Annotated in this window: 27 protein-coding genes, 1 tRNA gene and 1 other RNA gene; 26 read left to right on the top strand and 3 right to left on the bottom strand. The window is 54.4% G+C overall.

Going from position 1 to position 25922, the window contains the following annotated elements; genetic code table 11:
- The 4 genes from ACIQ2T_RS03905 to ACIQ2T_RS03890 form a co-directional block, all read left to right on the top strand.
- Window positions 1-1101, top strand: a 1101-nt coding sequence (locus tag ACIQ2T_RS03905; protein ID WP_397589666.1) for a glutamine synthetase family protein, incomplete at its 5' end; no start/stop codon positions are given.
- Window positions 1101-2375 (top strand): NAD(P)/FAD-dependent oxidoreductase, encoded by a 1275-nt coding sequence (locus ACIQ2T_RS03900; RefSeq protein WP_397589665.1) that lies wholly within the window; start codon window positions 1101-1103, stop codon window positions 2373-2375. The genes ACIQ2T_RS03905 and ACIQ2T_RS03900, both read left to right, overlap by 1 nt.
- Window positions 2375-3715 (top strand): aspartate aminotransferase family protein, encoded by a 1341-nt coding sequence (locus ACIQ2T_RS03895; RefSeq protein WP_397589664.1) that lies wholly within the window; start codon window positions 2375-2377, stop codon window positions 3713-3715. Before ACIQ2T_RS03900 ends, ACIQ2T_RS03895 begins: the two co-directional genes overlap by 1 nt.
- 28 nt (window positions 3716-3743) lie before the next feature.
- Window positions 3744-5147: a glutamine synthetase family protein gene (locus tag ACIQ2T_RS03890; protein ID WP_397589663.1), complete on the top strand. Its 1404-nt coding sequence runs from the start codon at window positions 3744-3746 to the stop codon at window positions 5145-5147.
- A 2-nt stretch (window positions 5148-5149) separates the two neighbouring features.
- Here the strand turns inward: ACIQ2T_RS03890 and ACIQ2T_RS03885 are convergent, their stop codons facing one another.
- Window positions 5150-5344 (bottom strand): hypothetical protein, encoded by a 195-nt coding sequence (locus tag ACIQ2T_RS03885; protein ID WP_397589670.1) that lies wholly within the window; start codon window positions 5342-5344, stop codon window positions 5150-5152.
- A 283-nt stretch (window positions 5345-5627) separates the two neighbouring features.
- On the opposite strand from ACIQ2T_RS03885, the gene ffs reads away from it, so the two are divergent.
- From ffs to ACIQ2T_RS03860, 5 genes are all read left to right on the top strand, one after another.
- Window positions 5628-5722: signal recognition particle sRNA small type (gene ffs / locus ACIQ2T_RS03880), an RNA gene on the top strand.
- A gap of 106 nt (window positions 5723-5828) precedes the next feature.
- Window positions 5829-7511 carry a DNA polymerase III subunit gamma/tau gene (locus tag ACIQ2T_RS03875; protein ID WP_397589669.1) on the top strand — a complete coding sequence of 561 codons (1683 nt, stop codon included), beginning with the start codon at window positions 5829-5831 and terminating at the stop codon, window positions 7509-7511.
- Window positions 7508-7843 (top strand): YbaB/EbfC family nucleoid-associated protein, encoded by a 336-nt coding sequence (locus ACIQ2T_RS03870; RefSeq protein WP_300034747.1) that lies wholly within the window; start codon window positions 7508-7510, stop codon window positions 7841-7843. The genes ACIQ2T_RS03875 and ACIQ2T_RS03870 overlap by 4 nt, the downstream gene beginning before the upstream one ends.
- A 155-nt stretch (window positions 7844-7998) precedes the next feature.
- Entirely contained in the window at window positions 7999-10398 is a 2400-nt protein-coding gene (lon, locus tag ACIQ2T_RS03865; protein WP_397589662.1) for an endopeptidase La, read from the top strand.
- Window positions 10399-10588: 190 nt separating this feature from the next.
- Complete coding sequence (locus ACIQ2T_RS03860) at window positions 10589-10861, top strand: HU family DNA-binding protein (protein ID WP_397589661.1); 273 nt, start codon at window positions 10589-10591, stop codon at window positions 10859-10861.
- Between the two features lie 186 nt (window positions 10862-11047).
- Here the strand turns inward: ACIQ2T_RS03860 and ACIQ2T_RS03855 are convergent, their stop codons facing one another.
- Window positions 11048-11287 carry a hypothetical protein gene (locus tag ACIQ2T_RS03855; RefSeq protein ID WP_397589660.1) on the bottom strand — a complete coding sequence of 80 codons (240 nt, stop codon included), beginning with the start codon at window positions 11285-11287 and terminating at the stop codon, window positions 11048-11050.
- A gap of 193 nt (window positions 11288-11480) precedes the next feature.
- Window positions 11481-11897, bottom strand: a complete 417-nt coding sequence (locus ACIQ2T_RS03850) for a hypothetical protein (RefSeq protein ID WP_397589659.1) — start codon at window positions 11895-11897, stop codon at window positions 11481-11483.
- 233 nt (window positions 11898-12130) lie between these two features.
- On the opposite strand from ACIQ2T_RS03850, the gene rpsB reads away from it, so the two are divergent.
- From rpsB to ACIQ2T_RS03765, 17 genes are all read left to right on the top strand, one after another.
- The gene (gene rpsB, locus ACIQ2T_RS03845) at window positions 12131-13003 is read left to right on the top strand and encodes a 30S ribosomal protein S2 (RefSeq protein ID WP_397589658.1); all 873 of its coding nucleotides are present in this window, start codon (window positions 12131-12133) and stop codon (window positions 13001-13003) included.
- Window positions 13004-13151: 148 nt separating this feature from the next.
- Window positions 13152-14078, top strand: coding sequence for a translation elongation factor Ts (tsf, locus tag ACIQ2T_RS03840; RefSeq protein ID WP_397589657.1), 927 nt, complete (start codon window positions 13152-13154; stop codon window positions 14076-14078).
- A 102-nt stretch (window positions 14079-14180) separates the two neighbouring features.
- Window positions 14181-14906: a UMP kinase gene (gene pyrH, locus ACIQ2T_RS03835; RefSeq protein ID WP_397589656.1), complete on the top strand. Its 726-nt coding sequence runs from the start codon at window positions 14181-14183 to the stop codon at window positions 14904-14906.
- A gap of 3 nt (window positions 14907-14909) precedes the next feature.
- Window positions 14910-15467, top strand: a complete 558-nt coding sequence (gene frr, locus ACIQ2T_RS03830) for a ribosome recycling factor (protein WP_397589655.1) — start codon at window positions 14910-14912, stop codon at window positions 15465-15467.
- A 50-nt stretch (window positions 15468-15517) separates the two neighbouring features.
- On the top strand, window positions 15518-16237 hold the full coding sequence (uppS, locus tag ACIQ2T_RS03825; RefSeq protein WP_397589654.1) for a polyprenyl diphosphate synthase: 720 nt from the start codon (window positions 15518-15520) through the stop codon (window positions 16235-16237).
- Window positions 16234-16971, top strand: a complete 738-nt coding sequence (locus ACIQ2T_RS03820) for a phosphatidate cytidylyltransferase (RefSeq protein ID WP_397589653.1) — start codon at window positions 16234-16236, stop codon at window positions 16969-16971. Before uppS ends, ACIQ2T_RS03820 begins: the two co-directional genes overlap by 4 nt.
- 3 nt (window positions 16972-16974) lie before the next feature.
- Window positions 16975-18141 carry a 1-deoxy-D-xylulose-5-phosphate reductoisomerase gene (locus ACIQ2T_RS03815; protein ID WP_397589652.1) on the top strand — a complete coding sequence of 389 codons (1167 nt, stop codon included), beginning with the start codon at window positions 16975-16977 and terminating at the stop codon, window positions 18139-18141.
- On the top strand, window positions 18131-19252 hold the full coding sequence (rseP, locus tag ACIQ2T_RS03810) for an RIP metalloprotease RseP (RefSeq protein ID WP_397589651.1): 1122 nt from the start codon (window positions 18131-18133) through the stop codon (window positions 19250-19252). Before ACIQ2T_RS03815 ends, rseP begins: the two co-directional genes overlap by 11 nt.
- A 155-nt stretch (window positions 19253-19407) precedes the next feature.
- Window positions 19408-22005 (top strand): outer membrane protein assembly factor BamA, encoded by a 2598-nt coding sequence (bamA, locus tag ACIQ2T_RS03805; RefSeq protein WP_397589668.1) that lies wholly within the window; start codon window positions 19408-19410, stop codon window positions 22003-22005.
- On the top strand, window positions 22005-22691 hold the full coding sequence (locus ACIQ2T_RS03800; protein ID WP_397589650.1) for an OmpH family outer membrane protein: 687 nt from the start codon (window positions 22005-22007) through the stop codon (window positions 22689-22691). Before bamA ends, ACIQ2T_RS03800 begins: the two co-directional genes overlap by 1 nt.
- A 5-nt stretch (window positions 22692-22696) precedes the next feature.
- A complete protein-coding gene (gene fabZ / locus ACIQ2T_RS03795) occupies window positions 22697-23158 on the top strand; it encodes a 3-hydroxyacyl-ACP dehydratase FabZ (RefSeq protein WP_397589649.1) in 462 nt (153 codons plus the stop codon).
- A gap of 154 nt (window positions 23159-23312) precedes the next feature.
- Complete coding sequence (rpmE, locus tag ACIQ2T_RS03790; protein ID WP_125230382.1) at window positions 23313-23540, top strand: 50S ribosomal protein L31; 228 nt, start codon at window positions 23313-23315, stop codon at window positions 23538-23540.
- Between the two features lie 85 nt (window positions 23541-23625).
- Window positions 23626-23702: transfer RNA gene (locus ACIQ2T_RS03785), tRNA-His, on the top strand.
- A 111-nt stretch (window positions 23703-23813) separates the two neighbouring features.
- A complete protein-coding gene (locus ACIQ2T_RS03780; protein WP_397589667.1) occupies window positions 23814-24845 on the top strand; it encodes a Leu/Phe/Val dehydrogenase in 1032 nt (343 codons plus the stop codon).
- Between the two features lie 52 nt (window positions 24846-24897).
- On the top strand, window positions 24898-25614 hold the full coding sequence (ccmC, locus tag ACIQ2T_RS03775; RefSeq protein ID WP_397589648.1) for a heme ABC transporter permease CcmC: 717 nt from the start codon (window positions 24898-24900) through the stop codon (window positions 25612-25614).
- Window positions 25614-25745, top strand: a complete 132-nt coding sequence (gene ccmD / locus ACIQ2T_RS03770) for a heme exporter protein CcmD (RefSeq protein WP_397589647.1) — start codon at window positions 25614-25616, stop codon at window positions 25743-25745. The genes ccmC and ccmD overlap by 1 nt, the downstream gene beginning before the upstream one ends.
- The coding region (locus ACIQ2T_RS03765; protein WP_397589646.1) for a cytochrome c maturation protein CcmE at window positions 25742-25922 on the top strand (181 nt) is incomplete at its 3' end. The genes ccmD and ACIQ2T_RS03765, both read left to right, overlap by 4 nt.

The following is a 25922-nucleotide window of genomic DNA, read 5'->3' as shown; positions in this document are numbered from 1 at the left end:
GATACGATTTGCGTCGCCCCGGGTTTCAAATCGCCCACGGCCTTTGTCATTGCCGATGTTCTTCATGGCGATGGCACCGAGGTGGAAATCGCACCGCGCACAATATTGAAAAAAGTATTGAACATGTATGCGGAACGCGGGTGGAAGCCGATTATGGCGCCTGAGGTTGAATTTTACCTTGTCAGCCAAAATGTGGACCCTGACTTTCCGTTGGTGCCGCCAACTGGCTCAAGCGGGCGTGCGGAGACAGCAAGCCAGCCTTATGGGTTGGAGGCGATGAACGAATATGAGGATATCATTGATCACATCTATGATGACTGTGAGTTGATGGGCCTCGATATCGATACGATGATCCACGAAATGGGCGCTGCCCAGCTTGAGGTGAACTTTGTCCATGGTGACCCGCTGAAGCTGGCGGATCAAGTGTTCCTATTTAAGCGCACTGTGCGCGCAGTGGCTAAGCAGCATGGCGTCTATGCGACCTTCATGGCGAACCCGATGGCCGGGCAGCCGGGCAGCGCAATGCATATTCACCAGTCGGTGGTTGATGCCGAAACCGGCAGAAACCTGTTCTCTAACGCCAATGGCAAGGACAGTGCGCTGTTCCGCAGCTATATAGCGGGTCTTGTAAAGTTCATGCCGCAGATATCGCCGCTCTGGGCGCCCAATGTAAACAGCTTCCGCCGGATGCGGCCAGACAGTGCCGCGCCAATCAACGTCCAATGGGGCGAAGACAACCGAAGCTGTGGTTTCCGCGTGCCGATTTCGGACAAGGCCAACCGGCGCGTCGAAAACCGTCTGCCGGGGGCGGACTCCAACCCCTATCTCGCGATGGCTGCTTCGCTGGTCTGCGGCTATATTGGTATGGTGGAACGGATGGTACCAGCCAAGGCAATCACCGGCAGCGCCTATAACCGGGCCCGCACCTTGCCCCGGACTTTGGAGGCGGCATTGGACCGGTTCAGCGCCTGTAAGCCCGTACGCAACCTGCTTGGAGAAGAGTTTTTTGACATCTTCTATGCCGTTAAGGACTATGAATTGTTCAATTACCAGTCCGTCGTCTCAAGCTGGGAGCGCGAGCATTTGTTGCTGCGCGTGTGATGCTCGATCCGTTAAATGATAGTTATTATTTAGCATCTGCGGGTGACTATCGCCCCGATGAGCCGCTAATCGCTGACATAAAGGCCGACATCTGCATCATCGGCGGGGGCTTCACAGGCTTGTCAGCGGCAGTGGCCTGCGCCGAAGCGCGGCTTGATGTCGTTTTGCTTGAGGCCGAACATATTGGCTTCGCCGCATCGGGTCGAAACGGCGGGCAGATGATCCCCGGATTTAACATGGCGGCCATGGACCTCATTAAACTGGTGGGCGAAGATGTCGGGCAGCAACTTTACCACCTTGCGATGTCGGCGCGCGATCGCGTGCACGCACGGATTGAACGCCACGGAATCGACTGCGATTTGCAGCATGGGCACATCCATTTGGCGGCGAAGAAGAGTGACTTTGCCTATTTGGAAGATGAAGTGGCCTTTAGTGACAGGTTGCTCGGTAGGGGCGAAGCCGTGTTGGTCGCGCCGACGGATATCGATCAATATGTCAACGTTGCAGGATATCATGGTGGTATTTATGTGCCAAAAGGCGGCCATCTTCATCCCTTAAAATATGCGCGCGGCTTAAAGCGGGCGGCCAAGAGTGCGGGTGCGAGAATTTTTGAAGGCAGCAGGGCTGTCTCAATCAGAGAAGGTGAAAAGGTCCTTATCCGCACGATTTCTGGGTCCGTAACGGCTAGCAATGTCTTTTTGGCTTGTGACACAGAAACTGGAGATTTGGCTACCAAGGCGGGTCGGTATACGATGCCGGTATTGAACTATATCATTGCGACCGAACCGCTGAGAGAAGACCGCGCACGCGCCCTTATCCCATCGAATGCAGCGGTATCGGATAGTAGGTTTGTGCTTAACTATTTCCGATTGTCCGCCGATAATCGGCTGCTTTTTGCAGGTGGCGAAAAATATACGCCGAAGCCGCCGGAGGATATTGCTGCATTTGTCCAACCCTATATGCTGAAGCTGTTCCCACAATTGGCGGATGCGCGGATCCACTATGCCTGGGGTGGTATGGTCGGGATCACCGTGAACCGCCTGCCGCACATTGGTCGTGCTGGCAATACGCTGTTCGCGCATGGTTATTCTGGGCAGGGCGTGTTGCTCACAACGCTGGTGGGCGAGCTTCTGGCGGAGTTGTTGAAGGGCGACAGTCGCAATTTCGACCTTTTTGAAAAAATCCCGCATCGTGGGTTCCCCGGTGGCAAGTTGCTACGATCACCTACCTATGTTGTTGGGATGCTTTATTCGGCAATGATGGATCGTCTGTGATGGAAAGGGTTTCCATCGAAGCAATGCGCGAACGTGAAATTGCACGGTTTATTGCAGCGAACCCAAAGTCCAAGGCGCATGCCAAAAGCGTTCAGGGATGGTTTCAGGGCGTCCCTTTCCATTGGATGCTCGATTGGTCCAGTCCGTTCCCAATCGTCGCTCAGGAGGCTTCTGGAGCGACCCTGATGAGTATCGACGGGCAGGTCTTTGATGACTTTTGCCTTGGCGATACTGCGAGCATGTTTGGTCATTCGCCGGCCCCGCTTGCCAAGGCCATAGCAGCGCAAGCAGGGCAGGGCTTAAGCTATATGTTGCCGACCGCAAAGGGCGCAGAGCTTGGGTCTATGCTAGCCGACATGTTCGGACTGCCGCAATGGCAAGTGACGACGACAGCAAGCGAAGCAAACCGGGCCGTTATTCGCTGGTGTCGCGGGATTACTGCGCGCGACAAGATTTTGATCTTCAACGGCTGCTATCATGGCGCGGTTGATGATGTGTTCGTCGACTTGCGCGATGGCCGTGCAGTCAACCGGCCAAGCCTGATCGGGCAAGTGCAAGATTTGTTGCCGACGACGGTTGCAATCGAATTCAACGATGTGGATGCGCTTGCCTCTGCTTTGCGCGGTGGCGATATCGCTTCCGTATTGGCCGAACCGTTGATGACCAATATCGGCATGGTGCGCGATACACCGGGGTTTCTGACGGAATTGCGAAGGCTGTGTGATGAAACCAGCACAATCCTGGTGTTTGACGAAACCCATACGATCTCATCCGGCTATGGCGGGCACAGCAATATGCATGGCCCAAAGCCGGACATATTGGTGGTCGGCAAATCCATCGGCGGCGGCGTACCGTGCGCCGTCTACGGCTTTACAGAAGCGATCGCCAAACGGATGGCGGCGCTGAACGCATCACGCCCAGCCGGGCATAGCGGAATTGGGACGACATTATCGGCCAATGCGATGGCGATTACGGCCATGCATGCGATGTTGGGGCAGGTCATTACCCGGGACGCTTATGCCCATATGCTCTCAATGGCAGACAGGCTGGTGGCGCAACTCAACGGCGTGATTAGTACCCATGCGCTGGACTGGCATGTCAGCCATGTTGGCGCGCGCGTCGAACTGGTCTGTTCCGCCATCCCGCCGCGCAATGGCAGTGAAGCTCGGGCGGTGATGGACCATGCACTCGAAAGCACTATCCATCTATATCTCGCCAACCGCGGTATCTTGCTTGCGCCTTTCCACAATATGATGTTGGTCAGTCCGGTGACGCAAGCGGCGCAAGTGGACCGCCTTGCGGCAGAGTTGAACTCTGCGCTGACTGAGCTATTAGCATAAGAAAATCAGGACTTACGAAAGTATCATCATGACAATCAAGCGGGCAAAATCATCAGCGATCATTGCGCCACTGAGCGAAGCGGAGGCCTTTTTTGCGGCATATCCCTGCATCGACTCCGTTGAGATGATCTATACCGATTTTGGCGGCGTGCCGCGGGGAAAGCGGTTGCGCCAGCATGAGGTTTTGTCAGTCTATGAAATTGGACGGTTTTTCCCTGGTTCAATTGCTGTTGTCGATATCACTGGGCAAGACACCGTGGAAACGGGATTGGTATGGGAAGATGGCGACGCTGACCGTTCGATGAAGCCAATCCCCGGCACACTTGTGCGCACACCATGGGCAGGCGACAATGCGGCGCAATTCATGGTCGATTTTTATGAATTAGATGGCCAGCCACATGATCTTGACCCGCGCCATGTGCTTGGTCTTGTCGTCGACCGCTTTGCCGAAATGGGGCTGACGCCCGCCTTGGCGGTTGAGTTGGAATTCTATTTGTTGGATCCAAAGCGCGCGCGTGATGGTTCCATCCGCCCGGCGCGGCCAGACTATAATCGCGAAACGCCGCAGATGGTCGAAGTCTATGGCTTGCGCGAACTGGACGACTTTCGCCCCTTCTTCGACGAACTATACGAGACATGCGATATTCAAGGCCTGCCACTTGAATCCGCGATTTCGGAATTTGCACCCGGTCAGTGCGAGTTGACATTGCGCTACAAGCCCGACGTGCTGCGGGCATGCGATGATGCCATCATGTATAAGCGTGTGGTCAAGGCAGTGGCACAAGCACATGGCCTTGAGGCGACGTTCATGGCGAAACCATTTGCCGAACAAGCCGGTTCAGGGATGCATATTCACGTCTCGATGAACGATGCCGAAGGGCTCAACCTATTTGCCTCCGACGATCCGGAAGGCACTGCGATGTTGCGTCACGCCATTGGTGGGATGATCGCGAGTGTTGGCGACTGCTTCGTGCTCTTTGCGCCACATGCCAACAGCTACCGCCGTTTCAAGGCGAACAGCTACGCGCCGGTCGCACCGACATGGGGCGTCAACAACCGTACCGTTTCCTTCCGCATCCCCGCTGGTCCAGCATCAAGCCGTCATGTCGAACATCGCGCCTGTGGTGCGGATGCAAACCCATATCTTGCAGTCGCTGGCGTATTGTCCGGTATTCACCACGGCATCACGCATCAGATCGATCCAGGCTCAGCGGTCGTTGGCAATGGCTATGACCGAGATGGATCAGGTGATGACAAGCCGCCAAGCAACTGGTTTGCCGCAGTCGACCGCTTTCACGGCTCCAAATTGATGCGTGAATATCTCGGCGACCGTTTTGTTGACATGTTTACGATCGTAAAGCGCGTGGAACAGGATCGCTATTTCGGCCACGTACCGAGCATCGATTATGACTGGTATTTGCGCAACGCTTAAGCCTAAGCAGGAAACCGCGTTAACATGTTTTGAAGCCCGGCGGGGTTCAGCATAGTGCTGAATTCGCACCCGACAATATTGCAGTCGTTCCAAATGACTTTGGCCTGAATCGCCATAAGGCCGGGCAAAGTTAGCCGCACTTGTGTGCCCGCAGCCATCCCCTTCAGCGCCTCACAGGCGACACCGGAAAGTGACAGATTTCGGACAAATCACGGAGTATCCCGATGAACCCGAAGGACGCATGATAGCGGGGATTTTAACGCAAACGCGCGGGGCACTGCGATCTTCGCGCGCTGCGTCTTCGTATCGTTTATATGTTATGGTCCTCAATGACGCGCTGTTCATGACCGTTTATTCCTGTGTGACGGATGGTTGCTAACGAATCACGGTGAATTTAATATTTCGCATTGCGGTTAAAATGGTGTTTATCGCTTTGTGTTCCTGCACTTGCATTTCGGCAACGTCGCGGCCATATGCGGCGTGGGAGTCGGATGGACGTGGCACTCGCCAACCTGGTCAGATCCTGACGGAAGCAGCCACAACGAATTCGCTGCGGGTCATTCGGCTCCTACTTTTCCCCGTGTTTCGGTTGAGAAGACTTCGACAAAGGTCGATGACCATATTAACATGACGATAATGCCCGATTCCGATACCCCAGAATTCGCCGAACGCGACCCGGATATGCCTGATGATGCATTGGGGCTGGGTCTGGATTTGCCTGTAGTGGCTAAGCCCGCGCCCGTGGCGACTGGCGGAGCGGCATACCGCGTTTTGGCACGGAAATATCGGCCACAGACATTTGCGGAACTCATTGGGCAGGATGCTATGGTCCAAACCTTGGGTAACGCCATAAAGCGTGACCGCCTGGCACATGCATTCCTGATGACTGGCGTGCGCGGGGTCGGGAAAACCTCAACCGCGCGATTGATTGCCAAGGCGTTGAACTGCATTGGAACCGACGGGCAGGGCGGCCCGACTATTGACCCGTGCGGGGCTTGCGAGCCTTGCGTCGCAATCGCGGAGGGTCGGCATATCGACGTCATCGAAATGGATGCCGCAAGCCACACCGGCGTAGATGATGTGCGGGAGATTATCGAGGCTGTGCGTTACTCCGCCGTGTCGGCACGCTACAAAATCTACATTATCGACGAAGTCCACATGCTGTCCAAAAACGCATTTAATGCGCTGCTCAAGACGCTGGAAGAACCGCCGGGGCATGTAAAGTTTCTGTTCGCAACGACAGAAGTCAACAAGGTTCCGATTACAGTCCTGTCGCGGTGTCAGCGCTTTGATCTGAAACGGATACCTACCGAAAAGCTTTCGGCGCATTTCGCTGAAATCTCCGCCAAGGAAGCCGTAGAGGCTGAAACCGAGGCGTTGACTTTAATTGCGCAAGCCGCCGAAGGTTCTGTTCGCGACGGTCTGTCAATTCTTGATCAAGCCATTGCCCATGCCGATATGGAGGGTGATGGAAAAGTCACAGCGGCGCAGGTGCGCGACATGTTGGGCCTGTCCGACCGTGGCGCGATCCGCCGTCTCTTTGGCCTAATCCTCATCGGCGATGCGCAGGCCATGCTGGCGGAGGCAAAGAACCAATATAATCTTGGTGTTGAACCGCTTGCGATGTTTGCTGGAATATTGTCCGAAGTACATAGGCTGACGCTTGCGAAGGTAGGCGCACCACGCGATGGAGCGCTGGATGCCGAAGCTAATGCTGTGGTTGAGGATAATGCTGACCGTTTATCTTTCCCGGTTCTGCATCGTCTTTGGCAATTGTTGTTAAAAGGGCAGGAGGAAGTCGCGCGTGCATCTGTCCCGCTGGATGCAGCTGACATGGCCCTGTTGCGCGTGATCCATGCCGCAACGCTGCCGGACCCTGGTGAGCTTGCCAAGATGATCGGTGAGGGGGCGTTCACGGCGGCAATACCCGCTTCTGTACCCACTGCGCTTGATATTCCGGCCTCCGCTTCGGTGCAGTCATTAATGCCTGCGACGTTTAAAGCGCTTTTGGATCGTCTGGCGCGTGACGGGTTTGTAGGCCTTGAAATGACGATACGCGATGTTGTTCGTCTGGTCGAATATGCGCCGCCTATGTTGGCGTATCAATTGGCGGGGCCCGTTGCGCCGACGTTTGTTTCGGAACTGCGAGATGCTCTGGCGAAGGTTACGGGCACGCGCTGGGACTTAGAAGAACGCCCAGGTGATGCCCAGCCAAGCCTGTTGGAGCAGGAGCAAGCCGACGCCGAGGCTGATAAACGCATTATAATGGAGTCACCTTTGGTCAAAGCGGCGTTTGCTGCGTTTCCCGAGGCGGAGTTGCTCGACAGCGACGATAATGGCATGAAATGGAGTAAGAGCGCGTGAAAAGCATGGAAGAGATGATTAAGGCGGCGCAAGAAGCTGCCCAGAATATCCAGCAACAGATGGAACAAGCGCAGGCAACGCTGGATACGATCCGGGTTGAGGGCGTTTCTGGAGGCGGTCTGGTGAAGGTTAAGGCGACTGCAAAAGGCCGGATATTGAACGTTGAAATCGATGACAGCCTCATCGTGCCAGCCGACAAGGGCATGTTGGAAGACCTTATCACAGCAGCATTCAACGATGCCCGTGACAAGGCTGATGCCGCCAGCAATGCGGAAATGGGTAAGATGTCTAGCGGATTGCCGCTGCCTCCAGGGTTCAAATTGCCATTTTAACAAGGCGAATGGCTGTGGTGGCTTAGGTCCATTACGGTTTTTCCCCAGTTAAATGTGTCTAACCCGCGCACATGCATTGAAAGCGTCCGCAAAGCCCTCATATTGGGTTGGAACAGGCAGGTTGCCGTTTTGGGTGACCGCCAATTGGAGTATCTATGGATCTGAACCTTCCATTATTGCCACTGCGCGATATTGTTGTTTTCCCTGGCATGATTGTGCCGTTGTTTGTTGGGCGTGATAAATCGGTTGTTGCCTTGGAACAGGCAATGAAAGCCAATAAAGAGATTTTTCTTGTCGCGCAGCTTGACCCTGCCGAGGATGATCCCGGCAAGGATGATCTTTACAATATCGGCGTGACTGCCGCGATCATGCAGCTGTTAAAATTGCCTGATGGCACAGTGCGCGTGTTGGTTGAGGGCAAACAACGTGCTGAATTGCGCGACTTGATCGAGCGTGGCGACAACTATGTTGAAGCGACCATCATCTTGGTTGACGAACAAAGCGCGGATGGTCCCGAGGCAACCGCACTGATGCGTTCAGTGACCGAGCAGTTCGAGAATTATTCGAAACTGAACAAGAAAATGCCCGCGGAGACAGCTGTTCAGTTGACCGAAATCGACACCCCGTCGGCACTTGCGGACGCCGTTGCGGCGAATATTCAATTGAAGGTTTCGGACAAGCAGTCGTTGTTGGTTGAATCCAACCCGCTTCGCCGACTTGAAATGGCATTTGCCTTCATGGAAGGCGAGCTTGGCGTTTTGCAGGTCGAAAAGAAAATCCGTGGCCGTGTGAAGCGGCAAATGGAAAAGACTCAGCGCGAATATTATTTGAATGAGCAGATGAAAGCCATTCAGCGCGAGCTTGGCAATGATGATGGCGAAGGCGGTGACGAGGTTGCCGAAATTCAGGCCAAGATTGAAACGATGAAGCTCTCCAAGGAAGCAAAAGCGAAAGCCAATGCGGAACTGAAAAAGCTGCGCGGGATGGCGCCGATGTCTGCAGAAGCCACAGTCATCCGCAACTATCTTGATACGCTCTTAGGCATTCCATGGGGCAAAAAGTCCAAGCTGAAGCGGGATATAGCCAAGGCGCAAGACGTTCTTGATGCCGACCACTTCGCCTTGGAAAAGGTTAAGGACCGGATCGTCGAATATCTTGCGGTGCAAGCGCGGACGAACAAGCTGAAGGGGCCAATATTGTGCCTCGTTGGCCCTCCGGGGGTCGGCAAGACCTCACTTGGCAAATCGATTGCCAAGGCGACGGGTCGTGAGTTCATTCGCCAATCCTTGGGCGGCGTGCGGGACGAGGCCGAGATACGCGGCCACCGTCGTACCTATATTGGTTCAATGCCCGGCAAGGTCGCGGCCAATTTGAAAAAGGCGGGGACGATGAACCCGTTGTTCTTACTCGATGAAATCGACAAGCTTGGACAGGATTTCCGGGGCGATCCAGCGTCGGCCTTGCTTGAGGTTCTCGATCCTGAACAGAACAACAAGTTCAATGACCATTATCTGGAAATCGATCTCGATTTGTCGGATGTGATGTTCGTGACCACCGCAAACAGCATGAACTTACCGCAGGCGTTGTTGGACCGGATGGAAATCATCCGTCTTGAAGGCTACACTGAGGACGAAAAGTTTGAGATTGCCAAGCGCCATCTGGTGGAAAAGCAGATCGAGGCCCACGGGCTTAAGCCTGAAGAGTTTTCGATAAGCGACGATGCACTGCGCGATGTCATTCGCTATTACACAAGAGAGGCCGGCGTTCGGACTCTGGAGCGTGAGATTGCGAAGCTTGCGCGTAAATCGTTGCGTCGGATCTTGGAAGGTAAGGACAAGAGCATTGTCATTACACCCGAAAATCTTGCCGACTTCTCTGGCGTTCGTAAATTTCGCCATGACATGGGTGAGGAAGAAAACCAGATCGGTGCCGTAACGGGTCTCGCTTGGACTGAAGTGGGTGGTGAGTTGCTGACCATCGAAGCTGTCACTGTTCCTGGTAAGGGGAATATTAAGACGACAGGTAAGCTAGGCGAAGTCATGAGCGAGTCCATTCAGGCGGCCTTGAGCTACGTGAAGGCGCGCGCGCCGAGCTATGGCATTAAACCAAGTCTGTTTGCGCGCAAAGATGTGCACATTCACCTTCCCGAAGGCGCAGTGCCCAAGGATGGCCCATCGGCCGGCATAGGCATGGTGACGTGTATCGTGTCGACACTGACGGGTATTGCCGTGCACCGCGATGTTGCCATGACAGGCGAAGTCACGTTGCGGGGACGTGTGTTGCCGATTGGTGGATTGAAAGAGAAATTGCTGGCGGCTTTGCGCGGCGGGATTAAAACCGTGCTCATTCCCCAAGAGAATGAAAAGGACCTTGCGGACATTCCAGCAAACATCAAGAACGGTCTTGAGATTATCCCAGTCAGCCATGTCGATCAGGTTCTGGCGCGTGCTTTAGTATCCCCATTGGTCGCAGTGGAATGGACCGAGGCGGATGATCTGGCAGCGGCGTTACCCGCTGTAACTGGCGGTGAAAATGGGGTGCCTGTGACACATTGAGGCGGCGTGTCCCTGCTATTAGATGTGTATAATAAGCAGAACTCGTCTTTTCTCACAGAAAATGACCGTTTTGGACCGATATTTCCTTTGACAGCGTTAACATTCTGCTCATTATCGGCCCACCGGCTTTGGCCGCGACTCATTGTATCGATAAATGGGTCTCATATAATTTTAAGAGGGGGGTTCCCACATGAACAAGCAAGATCTCGTCAGTGCAGTCGCCGAAGCTAGCGGTTTGACCAAGGCTGATGCCGGCAAAGCCGTCGAAGCAACATTTGAAGCAATCACTGGCGCTCTGAAGAGCGGCGGCGAAGTACGTCTCGTTGGTTTCGGTACCTTCGGCGTTGCAAAGCGTAAGGCATCGACCGGACGTAACCCACGCACCGGTGAGCCAATGACCATCAAGGCATCGAATCAGCCAAAGTTCAAAGCTGGCAAGGCTCTCAAGGACGCTGTCAACTAAGACACAAACCAAGAAATTGGTTACAGAGGGCGGGGCGAAAGCACCCGCCCTTTTTTATGCCCATATTGGTCACAAGAGAAGATTGGTGGTAAACAACATGTGCGCATGACCCTAGTTAGGGCAATCCACGTCTTCGAAGGACGTGGCTAAGTTACCTAAAACCTCACCACACTGTGGGGTCGATATTTAGGCAGCCAAGCGGGGCGCGTTTTGGGTGCGCGACATCGCGGGAAAGGGGATGATCTCCGCAGGTGCCAGACGCCGCATTTCGCCCAATATTATCCGGCGCTCACGCTGCGGTGAGGGAGCAAACTCCATATCAATCACTTCGCGAATACGCGGCATGGCATTGCGGATAGACAGCAAGATTACACCAACTGATGCACCCAGCGCGATCACGAAAAGAAGGGTAGCGATGATAGTCATGGCACTGGTCCTTTGCGTCCCCACCCTAAATAAGTGGGGAAGTTTGATTCGGCTAAACACCGGATATGGGTATTTGTTCACTATTTGTTCCAATATGTCAAGCGGCATTTCGCGCGTGGTACATGGCTGGGTAACTTTGGGTATTGCCTGTGGATAACTTGCTTGGCCGCAAAAAGTTAACTGGCCTGCGAAATTACGGTGCGCTGCGTGTTCCGCGGCGCTCGGCATGCCATTTTTGAAGTGCCTGTTGCATGCATCCTGTGAAGCCGTTGCTTCCATTGACAGAACAGCTGTTTGGCAAAACGGCGCGCCCATAGCCGTCAAGGCTCTCAACGGCGGAGGTCCAGCTTCCGCCTGCTACTGGCGATTCGCTATTCGCGCGAACCGGTTTAGGTGTCCGGTACCGGTCACCCTCCGGCTGGGCCGCACAGACCATGATTTCGTCGCCGACTGCATCCGGACATTTTTCCGCGCCGAACGTAACAAGAAAGGAGATGCGCTCGGGAGGCGCAGACTGCTGTGCGTCGCCAAGCCATTGATCTTCGGCGAACGCCGACGAGGATATTGCGACCAGCGCGATTGAAGCAGCAATTGCCCAACGTGTTTTCAATATATCTTCCTGCCCATAATGTCTCGCTATACGGTGCGTTCTGAACCGATTATTAATGCGACTACACCAAATTGCGGCATCTGGTGAGTCTGTTGGTGCTTGACGAATCCTGCCAACAACTATAACGGCGCCGTCATTCCACATGGGAAACGCACATACCGGTGCTGATCTTTGTCTTTCAGGCAAAAGTGAAGTTCTAGTTTCCCAGAGGCTCAACCGGAAGGAGAAGTACCATGGCGGCACCTGTCGTGACCATGCAGCATTTGCTTGAAGCTGGGGCCCATTTCGGCCACCAAACACACCGTTGGAACCCGCGTATGAAGCCGTATATTTTCGGCGCGCGCAACGGCATCCACATTCTCGATCTGTCGCAGTCCGTGCCATTGTTCGCACGCGCTCTAGATTTCGTCGCACAGAGCGTTTCGTCTGGCGGCAAGGTTCTGTTCGTCGGCACGAAGCGCCAGGCACAAGGCCCAATCGCCGATGCCGCACGCGCATCGGGGCAGCATTTCGTCAACCATCGCTGGTTGGGCGGTATGCTCACCAACTGGAAGACCATTTCGAACTCGATTAAGAAGCTCAAGACGCTTGAAGAGCAGCTTTCGGGTGACACGCACGGTTTCACGAAGAAGGAAATTCTTCAGATGACCCGCGAGCGCGATAAGCTTGAAATGAGCCTTGGCGGTATCCGCGACATGGGCGGCATTCCTGACGTTATGTTCGTCATCGACGCCAACAAGGAAGAACTCGCCATCAAGGAAGCCAATGTTCTTGGTATTCCAGTGATCGCGATCCTCGATTCAAACGTATCGCCTGATGGCATTGCATTCCCGGTTCCTGCAAATGATGACGCTGCGCGCGCCATTCGTTTGTATTGCGACGCGGTGGCTACTGCGGCAACCAAGGGCAATGTAAACGCTAAGGTTGCCAAGGGCATTGACCTTGGTGCGGAAGTTGAGCCAGCGGCTGAACCTGCTTTGGCAGAAGAAGCCGCGCCAGCGACTGAAGAAGCAGCCCCAGTAGCTGAAGAAACAGCGCCAGTGGCTGAAGAAGCAGCGCCCGCTGCCGAGGTTGCTCCTGCCGAAGCGCCTGCCGCCGAAGCGTAACCAAATTGTCGTCACCCCCGCTTATGCGGGGGCCGACTCTTGTCGTTTGCTTGTGAAGTGAGCGCCGGTGTTAGATCTCCGCTTTTACGGGGATGACGAACTTCAATGAGGCTGTATTGGCCTCCGTACCTTTCGAAAGGACACTCTTATGTCTGCAATTACCGCTTCAGCTGTCAAGGAACTGCGTGAGCTTTCCGGCGCTGGCATGATGGACGCCAAAAAGGCGCTTGAAGAAACCAACGGCAATATCGAAGCCGCAGTTGATTTGCTGCGTGCCAAGGGCCTTGCAACTGCTGCCAAGAAATCGAGCCGCACCGCGGCTGAAGGTCTTGTCGGCGTTGCTGTCGAGGGCACCAAGGGCACTGCTATCGAAGTTAACAGCCAGACAGATTTCGTTGCCAAGAACGAACAGTTCCAAGAATTCGTCGCTGCTGTCAGCCAAGTTGCCCTGAACCTCAGCGCCAACGATGCTGAACCCGTTTTGGCCGCGCCTTATGGCGGAGGCGAAACAGTTCAGGAACGTTTGACCAACAACATCGCCACCATCGGTGAAAATCAGGTCATCCGCCGCGTAAAGTCGCTTTCGGTAAGCAATGGCCGTGTTGTTTCTTATGTCCACAACGCTGCGGCGCATGGCATGGGCGGTATCGGCGTTCTTGTTGCGCTTGAGAGCGATGCAGACGCTGCGACGCTTGATGGCCTTGGCAAGCAGCTGGCGATGCACATCGCTGCTGCATTCCCGTTGTCGCTTGACGAATCCGGCCTTGATGCCGAAACGCTTGAGCGTGAGCGCGGTATTGCGCGTGAAAAGGCATCGGAAAGCGGCAAGCCAGCGGATATCGTCGAAAAAATGGTTGAAGGCGCCGTGAAGAAGTTCGCTAAGGAAAACGCCTTGTTGAGCCAGCCATTCGTTATGGACGGCAAGACCCCAATTTCGGATGTTGTCGCGGCCGCTGGTAAAGAAGCTGGTAAGCCAATCGTGCTGAAGGATTATGTCCGCTTCCAGCTTGGCGAAGGCATTGAAAAGGAAGTGTCTGACTTTGCAGCTGAAGTGGCTGCTGCGGTCGGCGCATAAATATTCTTCGCTTCCCTGCCAAAAGGCGGGGATAAGCACTTGGCGATGTGGCGCACGGCTCCTATAGCTGGGCGCCATAATCGTATCAGGGTGAGGGATATTATGAGCGCGCACGGCTATCGTCGCATTCTGCTTAAACTATCGGGCGAAGTGCTTATGGGGGATCAAGCCTATGGCATTGATCCCGTTACAGTGGCGCGCGTTGCCGAAGAGGTAAAAGCTGCGCAGGATACTGGATTGCAACTGTGCCTTGTAATCGGCGGGGGTAATATCTTCCGAGGTATGTCTGGTGCCGCAAAGGGCATGGACAGGGCGCAGGCCGACTATATGGGCATGCTCGCGACCGTCATGAATGCGCTCGCCATGCAAAACGCGCTTGAACAGCTCGGCGTGCCGACCCGCGTGCAGTCTGCCATTGAAATGGACAAGGTCTGCGAACCGGTCATCCGTCGCCGTGCCGAGCGGCATTTGGAAAAGGGCCGGATCGTTATTTTTGCCGCAGGCGTTGGCGCACCGTTCTTTACGACGGATAGCGGTGCTGCTTTGCGCGCTGCTGAAATGCAATGCGACGCGTTGTTCAAGGGCACTTCGGTTGATGGTGTATATGATGCCGATCCCAAAAAAGTTTCGACAGCAAAGCGTTATGAAACATTAAGTTATGACCGTGTCTTGGCAGACAATCTTAAGGTTATGGATGCAAGCGCCGTGTCGTTATGCCGTGACAACAACATTCCTATCGTGGTGTTCTCCATCCGCGAACAGGGTAACATATTGAAGGTGCTCGACGGAAGCGGCACTTCAACTGTGGTAACAAGCGAAGGAAACTAATCCATGCCGCAATATGACAAAACCGACGTTGAGCGCCGTATGCAGGGCGCTGTCGATTCATTTAAAAGCGACCTTTCCGGGCTGCGTACAGGCCGTGCCAACGTGACTTTACTCGACCCCGTGGTCGTTGAAGTTTACGGATCGCACATGCCGTTGAGCCAAGTCGCTACCGTCAGCGCGCCTGAACCACGTTTGCTGTCGGTTCAGGTATGGGACCGCTCGAACGTGAATCCAGTGGAAAAGGCCATTCGTTCGGCTGGCCTTGGGTTAAACCCGATTACCGATGGCCAGACTTTGCGCTTGCCTATTCCCGACCTCACCGAGGAACGCCGTAAAGAGCTTGCAAAGCTTGCTGGCCAATATGCGGAGAAAGCCAAAATCGCGATCCGCAACGTGCGTCGCGACGCCAATGACGGTCTGAAAATTGACGAGAACAAGAAAGAAATCAGCGAGGATGACCGCAAGCGGTTGGAGACTGAAGTCCAGAAAATGACCGACGAGATGATCAAAGCGGTCGACGAAGCAGCAGCGCATAAGGAAAAGGAAATCCTGAGCCAGTGAGGCCGGATACAAACTTCCCTTCCATTCGCTTTGAGCGCGTTTAGAACGTAATGGCGAAAGTCGAACCGCAAACCGTCCGCATCGAAGCCGGCACAGGCGAAATGCCGCGCCACGTTGCTATCATCATGGATGGCAATGGTCGCTGGGCTAAGAAGCGCATGTTGCCCCGAGCAATGGGGCACAAGCGCGGCGTTGAGACTGTCCGTAATATTGTGCGTGCGGCGGGCGAGCTTGGCCTAGAAACACTTAGCCTCTATGCCTTCTCTAGCGAGAATTGGAAACGGCCCGAGGAAGAGATAAACGATCTGATGGCGCTAATGCGCGATTTCATCAAATCCGACCTTGATACATTTGCAAAAAATGACGTCCGATTAAAAATTATTGGTGATTACAAAGCATTATCAGCTGATATTGTGGAAATGCTTGAGGAATCGATTGCGCGGACGTCGAAGAACAGCCGCACGACATTGGCGGTAGCGTTAAATTATGGATCGCAGGACGAGATGGTCCGCGCTGCACGCGCCGCCGCCGCGCAAGGCGAGATAAGCGCGTCCAGCATTGAGGCCAATCTGGACACCGCTGGCTTACCGCCGCTGGATTTGCTTATCCGAACGTCCGGCGAGCAGCGTCTTTCTAATTTCATGTTGTGGCAGGCAGCTTATGCCGAATTCTGGTTCACTGAGACCTTGTGGCCCGATTTCAGCAAGGATGAATTTGCCGCTGCGCTGAACGAATTCGCCCGCCGTGAACGTCGCTATGGTGGTCGATGAACGATAAGGTTGCGCCGCCCCTTAAACCGCGTTCGGACTTAGGCATACGGACATTGTCCGGCGTTGCTATGATGTCGGTCGCGATCGCTGCGGTTTGGCTGGGCGGCTATACCTTTATGGGCCTCGTTATCGCTGTAGGCCTTGGTGTATTTTTTGAATTTACCAAATTGGTGTTTGGCTTCGCGCAAAGTCGGCAGGCGCAGATATTGTGGCTATTGGTCGGCCTGACTTATGTTGGCCTTGCATGTTTCACCTTGATGCTGTTCAGCGCGCCTTTCTTCGGCATGACGCCGGCAATCATGCTAATCGCGGGCGTAATCGGCACGGATGTCGGTGCGTATTTCGCAGGACGAAGCATCGGCGGCCCCAAAATCGCGCCACAAATTAGTCCATCCAAAACTTGGTCGGGCCTTATCGGCGGAATGATTGGCGCGGGCCTTATGATGGTTTTTATTCAAGCAGGCATCTACGCCTTCAGGGGCGGTAATGCGGGCGATGGCGATATCTATCTTGCATATGGCTGGTTCCGCCTATTGCTGACGGGCGCTGCACTCGCGGTGGTCGCGCAAATGGGGGATTTCTTTGAAAGTTGGATGAAGCGTCGGGCAGGGGTAAAAGATTCGGGGCGGCTGATACCTGGGCATGGCGGGTTATTTGACCGGACCGACGGCCTTATCGCTGTCGCTTTTGCCGCCGGTGTCATCACGCTGTTCCAAAGCGCGACGGCAGGCTAATCCATGACACGCAGCGTTTCCATCTTTGGCGCAACAGGTTCGGTCGGATTGTCGACACTGGACCTCATTCGCCAGCATCGCGGCGATTACCGCGTGGTCGCATTGACCGCCAACGGCAATGCCGCCGCTATTGCGCAATTGGCGCGCGAATTTAACGCCGAGCTTGCCGTTGTCGCAGACGAATCCGCTTACACCGAGCTCAAGGACGCACTGGCCGGAACCAATATCGAAGCCGCAGCAGGTCCAGAAGCGCTTGTGGAGGCCGCCAGACGCGATGCGGACTGGACTATGGCCTCGATAGTGGGTTGCGCTGGATTACCCTCTACGATGGCTGCAATTGAGGCTGGGAAGACCGTCGCTTTGGCCAATAAGGAGGCGCTGGTTTCCGCTGGCGCTTTGATGATGGCAGCGGTGCGCCAATCGGGTGCGGTACTGCTCCCCGTCGATAGCGAGCATAACGCCATATTCCAATGCCTCGCTGGCGGCAAAATTGACCAAGTGCGTAAGATCACCCTGACCGCAAGCGGCGGACCTTTCCGTGCCTCCTCGCTTGAGGAAATGGGGAATGTCACGCCAGTGCAAGCCGTTGCGCATCCCAATTGGGACATGGGTGCAAAAATCAGCATCGATTCCGCAACGATGATGAACAAGGGCCTTGAATTGATTGAGGCGTTTCATTTGTTTCCGGTGGGCTTGGATAAAATTGATATACTTGTGCATCCACAATCGGTCATCCATTCGATGGTCGAATATGTCGATTGTTCGACTTTGGCGCAGCTTGGATCGCCAGATATGCGCATTCCCATTGCAAGCACCCTTGCTTGGCCAGAGCGTATTGCCACGACGTGCAAGCCGCTTGATCTTTCTGCAATTGGCCAGCTTACCTTCGAACAGCCTGATGTGGTCCGCTTCCCCGCGCTTCGGCTTGCGCGCGCAGCTATTGCCGAAGGTGGGGCAAAGCCTGCTATCTTAAACGCAGCGAACGAGGTTGCAGTTGCGGCCTTTTTGGACGGCAAGATGAGGTTCCTGGAAATTGCATCCCTAGTCGAAGAAACCCTGACGGCTTATGCGCCCGCAGCACCTATCAATTTGGATGACCTGTTCAGCATTGATGCAGGCGCCCGCCGTTACGCGCAGAACGAATTGGAGAAACTAACCCGTGGCCGCTGAATCCCCCAACATTATTCTCACCCTATTCGCGTTTCTCGCGCTGATCGGTTCTCTCGTCGTGGTGCATGAACTGGGACATTATCTTGTTGGCCGTTGGTTTGGGGTGAAGGCCGAGACATTCTCGATTGGCTTTGGACCGCAGATTTGGGGGCGCGTCGACAAGCGCGGTACGTTATGGCGCGTTGGCCTGTTGCCTTTGGGGGGCTTTGTCCAGTTTGCGGGTGACATGAATCCTGCAAGCCAAGCAGACGAAAGCTGGAAGCAATTGCCGGAGCATGAGCGCAATCAGACGTTCCAATCGAAAACGTTGTGGCAACGTGCTCTGATCGTAGCAGCTGGGCCTGCAGTTAATTTTCTTCTCGCAATCCTTATCGCCATGGGCTTCCTGCTTGCATTTGGTAAATCAGTAACGCCGCCAGTCGTCGATGTCGTTCAACCGAGGAGTGCGGCTGCGGCGGCTGGAATTCAAATCGGCGATCGGATCCTGACGTTGAATGGTCGAACTATCGAAACCTTCGATGCGATGGCCCGCGAGGTCGTTATGATTCCAGGCGAAAAAATAGTCATGGAAATCGAGCGAAACGGTGCGCGGTTTGAAAAGCAAGCTACCGTGGCTGCGGTCACTGAAGTAGATAGGTTCGGTAATGAATATCGGATTGGTCGCATTGGTATTGGTGCAAGCAAGTTGGAAACGCGCGAAGTAGGTCTGCTTGAGGCGCCTTGGGCAGCCGTGAAGCAAACAGGCAATATTCTGCGCCAACAGGTCATTGGTCTTGGGCAGATTATATCCGGCCGTCGGCCCATTTCCGAACTTGGTGGTCCCTTGAAAATCGCCAAAGTGTCTGGCGAGGCCATGAGCTTGGGCATATTGACGTTTATAAGCCTAGCCGCTTTGATTTCGATTAACTTGGGGTTCATCAATCTGCTGCCAATCCCGATGCTCGATGGAGGGCATTTGTTGCTCTACGGTATTGAGGCAGTGCGGCGGCGACCAGCCACGCCGCAAGTGCAGGAGTGGGCTTTCCGTGCAGGATTTGCGATGCTGGCAGCGTTCATGTTAATGGTAACTTTCAATGACCTCGCGTCTTTCGGTCTTTTCGGAAGCAGTTGAGGGCATTGCATACTTGATTGCGCGCGCTGCATCGGGCAGGGACGCAAAACTATTTTAGCGGCAGTTTGCCAACGTCCGGTGGCTGCCGGACATCAGATCGGATGACAATGAAAAGTAGACCTCTCGGCAACTTCAAAAGCTTTGGCGTATTTTTGATGGGTTCGACTGCGCTTGCGGCGACGGGCAGCATGACACCGGCTTTTGCGCAAGCTGCACCCGCGATGCCAGTTGCCCAGCCTGAGGCAGCGGCACCTGCCGAGATTATCCAATCCATCACTGTTGTTGGAACGCAGCGACTCGAAGCGGATACTGTGCGGTCTTACATCCGGTTACGCACCGGCCAACAATGGACCCAGGTATCTGCCGACCAAGCGCTTAAGGACCTCTACGCGACCGAATTGTTCGCCGATGTCTCCGTGCGCAACAATTCCGGCGCGGTTGTCATCGAAGTGCGAGAAAACCCAGTCGTGAACCGCATCATTCTTGAAGGCAATAAGCGCATCAAGAATGACAAGATTGAACCCGAGATAAAGTTGGCGCCGCGCCAGATTTATTCTCGGTCCAAGGTCCGCGCCGATGTCGCGCGGATCATTGAATTATACAAGCGTCAAGGGCGCTTCGCTGCGGTTGTTGAACCAAAGCTGGTTCAGCTTGACCAGAACCGCGTTGATATCGTGTTTGAAATTACCGAAGGGCCAAAGTCGAAGGTTCAACAGATCAATATCATTGGCAACGACAAGTTTTCCGACGGTCAGCTGCGCGGCGAAATGGTCACGAAGCAAGCGCGTTTTTACCGTTTCTTCAGCTCAGGCACCAGCTACGATCCAGACCGCTTGGCGTTCGATCAGCAGAAATTGCGCCAATTTTACCTGACCCAAGGCTATGCCGATTTCCGCGTTGTTTCGGCGGTGGCCGAACTCACCCCCGATAAGCAAGACTTCATCATCACCTATGTGGTTGAAGAAGGTAGCCGCTATAAATTCGGCGATGTGAAAGTAGAAAGCCAGATCCGCGATTTCGACTCAGGCCGTCTAACAGCCACGTTGCGCATGAAAAAAGGCGATTACTACGACGCCAAAATGGTTGAAGACACGGTAGAGAGTCTATCCGAAACGGCTGGTTTATTTGGTTATGCCTTTGCCGATGTGAACCCGGACTTCCAGCGAGACAAAGAAACGTTGACGATGGGCATTACGTTTAACGTGGCGGAATCGCCGCGCGTTTTCGTCGAGCGCGTCGACATTAACGGCAACACGCTGACCCAAGACAAGGTCGTTCGCCGCGAATTCCGCTTGAACGAAGGCGACGCTTTTAACAGTATCCAAGTGAAGCGGACTGCGGAACGCATCAAGTCGCTTGGCTATTTTCAGGAAGATCTGGAAGTCGAACAGGCCCAGGGCAGTGCGCCTGACCGCATCGTTCTGACCACCAATGTCGAAGAAAAAGCGACTGGGGAGCTTTCACTATCGGCTGGCTTCTCCTCGATAGAAAATTTCATCTTCCAAGGTTCAATCCGGCAGCGCAACTTTCGCGGTCTTGGCCAGGAATTACGGACCAACATTTCCTATTCGTCTTATTCGAAATCAGCCGAAATTGGATTTACGGAGCCGTATCTGTTTGACCGTTCGATGGCGATTTCAGGCGATATATTCCGCCGTGATTTAAACAGCTTTAACTTCTTTAATAACCAGCGTAACACGACCTACCAGCAGGCAACAACAGGCTTCCAGTTGCGTCTTGGCGTACCGGTCAACGAATATATTTATTTTCAGGCACGGTACGGATTAAGCCAGGACGACATTTCGCTTGATGAAAACACATTTTTTTCCGGAAATCCGCCGACCTGTGACCCTATCCTCGCAGGGCGGTTTCTCTGTGATGCTATCGGTAAGCGCCTGACGTCGTCGCTGGGCTACACATTGTTATATGATGACCGGGATAACCGGATCCGTCCAACCCGGGGCCAAAGCTTTGGTATAAGCCAAGATTTTGCAGGGGTTGGTGGCAGCGTCAAGTATATCAAAACCCGAATTAACGCTGACAAATATTGGAAACCGTTTGGTAATTTCGTGTTCGGTTTGTCGTTTGAGAGCGGGTATATCCATCCGTTGGAAAACCGTGGACTGGCGGGGATTGACGATGTCCGTTTGACGGATCGCTTCTATTTGGGTGAGCCGCAAATGCGTGGTTTCGATATTCGCGGTGTAGGGCCGCGCGTTCAACGTATTTTTCAGGAAGGCAAGATTGTGAACGGCGTCGCGGTCAATAACCCGATTACCGACCGCAACCAGATCCAAGACGATGCCATTGGTGGCCGCTTCTATTATATGGGCCGTGCAGAATTGCAGATCCCATTGGGTAGCGGCGCTAAGGAGTTGGGCCTGCGTCCGTCTCTGTTTGTCGATGTTGGATCGGTGTTCGACGTTACGCGGCCAGTCCTGCAGAGCGTGCAGCAACGCGAAGTATTGGCAGATGGCACACAAGGCGGACTGCTATACTATTTTGTGGATAGTTCTGGGGCACTTCAGACGTCTACAACCGCAGTTAATGGCGACGGCTCTGCACGGGTCGCGGCGTTCCGGTTCAAAGAAGAATTCCTCGGCGACACATGGAAGCCGCGGCTGTCAGTTGGATTCGGTGTAAACTGGAACTCACCATTTGGTCCATTCAGGATCGACATCGCGCGTGCTCTGCTAAAACAGCCGGGTGACGACACCAAATTATTTACTTTCAACGTAGGGACACAATTCTAATGAACATTCGTAATACCGCCCTTGTGGCCGCTCTTTTGTCGGCAGTTGTTATCACTGCACCAGCATCTGCTCAGGTTTCCGGTATCGCCACGTCAGACACGGCAGTCGCTATCTTGCGTTCAAAGGCGCTGGGCGCTGCGTATCAGCAGATCGGCACGCAATATGCGGCCCTATCGCAGCAGCTTCAAACAAAGCGTCAAGAAATCAACAACCTGAATGCGCAGCTTGATACCGACAAGAACAAAGAGCTGACCCAGGCCGAGCTCGATGTTGCGATTAAGGCAAAAAACCCATTGCTCACGCAGATTGACGCGAAGCAAAAGGAAATGAGCGCGCTTCAGGATCCGGTTATCCTTGCACAACTATATTCCATCGAGCAGATTGCCCTGAAATATGAAGCGGCACAGCAGGCTGTTATCACGGCCAAACGCATCAGCGTCATTCTTGCGCCGGACGCGTTTGTTTGGGCGCCAGAATCGGTTGATGTGACGACTGCTATTACGGCTGAACTCGATAAGCTACTGCCTTCCGTCACGATCACACCGCCAGCCGGTTGGCGTCCTTCGCGCCAGATTGGTGCGCTGTACCAGCAAATCCAGCAGTTGATTAACAACGCGTCACAGCAAGCGCAGGCCGCAGCTGCTCAGCCACAGGCCGCGGCCGCTGCACAACCCGATAGCCGTTAATCTGCATGTCGGGGGACGATTACAGCAATTACGACGTCCGCAGGGTGATGGCGGTGCTTCCGCACCGTTACCCCATGCTCTTGGTCGACCGGGTAGAAGAGCTCGTGCCTGACGAGCGTATTTGCGCCGTCAAGGCCGTGACTATGAATGAGGGGTTTTTTCAGGGACATTTTCCTGGAAGGCCTATCATGCCCGGCGTAATGATTGTTGAAGCGCTTGCCCAAGCGGCTGGTGTTTTGGCGATGGAAAGCCTTGGTCTTATAGGCTCAGGCAAGCTTGTGTATTTCATGTCGATTGACAATGCTAAGTTCCGTGCGCCCGTCGAACCTGGTTGCCTTTTACATCTTCATGTCACGTTCGTCCAAAAGCGCGCGCGCGTGTGCAAATTCGCCGGGCGTGCCACGGTTGGCGACCAAGTCGCTGCTGAAGCCGAGTTTATGGCGATGATTGCTGAGCCGCCTGCGTAAACGGCAGGGCCTAGCCCAAAGCGTAACTCGGCCTGAGCGCTGCGGTTATTTTTAACAGTCAGTTCTTGCCTTCTTTAAGCGTGCCCGCTATGCGCGGCGCTTCCGAATTTAGGGCTTCCGGTCGGAAACCGGTGGCTGAGCAAAGGAATTATGTATGAAAGCCGACATTCACCCCGATTATCACATGATCAAGGTGCAGATGACCGACGGAACTGTATTCGAAACGCGCTCTACCTGGGGCAAGGAAGGCGACACGTTGGCATTGGATATCGATCCAACCTCGCATCCAGCATGGACCGGTGGATCAGGCCGTATGCTTGACACTGGTGGCCGCGTTGCCCAGTTTAACAAGCGTTTTGGTGGCCTCAGCCTCAAAAAGTAAGAATATCCAAGTGCCGGGTTGACGCCCGGCATAGGGTAATTTTAAGCCTAAAGAATAGGAGCGCGTCTGCCTAAGTGACGCTATGGCGATCGTAGCTCAGTTGGTTAGAGCGCTGGTTTGTGGTACCAGAGGTCGGGGGTTCAAGACCCCTCGGTCGCCCCATTTATCTCCCTCCATATTCTGGATGACATTTCAGGCGCGTAATATTATTACGCGATCTCGCAATTTGATTCCGAAACCGCAATGCGGCGTTTTCGCACAGGGGAATACATGATGCCCGCTATCTGGGACTTGCCTGATTTTGACTCGCACGAAGCCATTCATGTGTTCGATGACCGCGCCACCGGTCTTAAGGCAGTCATCGCGGTACATTCGACCTATTTGGGGCCTGCAGCAGGTGGAACGCGCTTTTGGCATTATGCGGACTCGCAAGCTGCGGTCACGGATGCGCTGCGCCTATCGCGCGGAATGAGCTACAAAAATGCGATGGCAGGGCTTTCTGCAGGTGGTGGCAAGGCTGTCATTCTTGCCAACCCTGCGCGCACTAAACCGCAGGATATGCTTGATGCATTTGCTCGCGCGGTAGATTCACTAGGCGGCAAATACATCACTGCGCAGGATGTCGGAATGTCTGAGGCGGATATGGTGTCGCTGTCGAAGGTCACCTCGCATGTCGCCGGGCTGCCTGACCAAGGCGGTGATCCCGGTCCTTACACAGCACGTGGCGTTTTCCTAGGCGTTCAGGCAGCAGCCAAACATGCGTTGGGTTCCGATGACATGTCAGGCGTTCACGTCGCCATTCAGGGTGTGGGCAGTGTTGGTGGCGGTCTTGCCCGTTATCTTGCAGATCATGGGGCTAAGCTGACACTGGCTGACGTCGATGCACAGCGTGCCGCTGACCTTGCGGTTGATCTGGGTGGAAACAGCGTAGCTGCAACTGACATTATGAATGTCGAAGCGGATATCTTCAGCCCGTGCGCATTGGGTGCGATACTGACTGAAGCGAGCGTGTCTGCGTTAAAAGTGCGGGCGGTCGCCGGTGGCGCAAATAATCAGCTTGCGACTGGGCATGAGGGGCGCATGCTGGCCGATCGTGGTATTTTATATGCCCCTGATTATGTGGTCAATGCTGGCGGCATTATCAACGTTTTGCGTCACGTTGAAAATGCCGACGATGCAGAAATCAACCGGCGCATTAACGCCATTCCCGAGCGGTTGGCAGCTATCTGGGCGGAAAGCGATTCGGGCGGTAAAACACCAGCGGAAGTTGCAAACAATATGGCGCAAAAACTTATCGGTAGGTGATGCTAAATTCGTTGGCCTAACGCTTTTGCAGTGCTAGAGACCCACCCTACATATGCACCGCTTCGCCAATCCTGCCCGTTTTTTGCGTATCGCAAGGCCACTTACCCCAGCCTTGTTCTGGTTCGGGCTTATCCTGACGCTTGCTGCCTGTATTTGGGGGCTATTCTTCACGCCGACTGAACGGTTGATGGGCGATACAGTCAAGATCATCTTTGTTCATGTCCCTGCCGCTTGGCTCGGTATGGGGGGATGGACTGGCATTGCCATTGCGAGCATTGTCCAATTGGTGTGGCGTCACCCGCTGGCGGGCGTGTCTGCGCGTGCAATCGCAGTTCCGGGAGCGACCTTTGCGGCGATTTGCCTCATTACGGGGTCGATATGGGGGCGACCCACTTGGGGAACTTGGTGGGTTTGGGATGGCCGGCTGACATCAATGCTTGTGCTCTTCTTTTTATATCTCGGGTATATCGCGTTATCCAATGCGTCGAGCGACAAAGGCGATACCAGTCGCGTTGCCGCAGTGTTCGGAATCATTGGCGCAATCAACATCCCTATCATCAACCGCTCGGTCATCTGGTGGGAAAGCCAGCACCAAAAAGCAAGCATCACCTTGGGTGGATCATCGATTGATTCTGCCTATTTGGTGCCCTTGTTTGTGGCCGTCGTCGGATTCAGTTTATTGTTCGGCGCACTGGTGCTGATGCGGATGCGCGCTGCTCTTGCGGAAATGCGGATTGAGGCGCGCATGCGCCGGATGGCGGAGGGCTGATGTCCCACGCTCCGTTCATCATCGCATCCTTTGCCGTTACAGGCGTCTGCATGACTTGGCTTGCCGTCTCAAGTTACCTGTCTATGCGCCGCGCAGAGGCGTCGGCTGCCGAGCTAAAGGATCGGCCATGAAGCCAAAGCATCAGCGGTTGCTGTTGGCAATTATTGCTGTTGCTGCTCTGCTTGGTGCTGGCCTGATCGCCGCATCTGCCTTACGCGAAGAGGCATCCTATTTTTACACCCCTACAACGTTGGCATCAGCCAATGTCGAGCCCGGAAAAGCCATCAGGTTAGGCGGCATGGTGCAAA

Source organism: Sphingorhabdus sp. (assembly GCF_044357595.1).
In the GTDB taxonomy this organism is placed as follows: domain Bacteria; phylum Pseudomonadota; class Alphaproteobacteria; order Sphingomonadales; family Sphingomonadaceae; genus Sphingorhabdus_B.
Note: the sequence above shows the minus strand (reverse complement) of the source record. Positions and strands in the feature narration are given on the sequence as shown.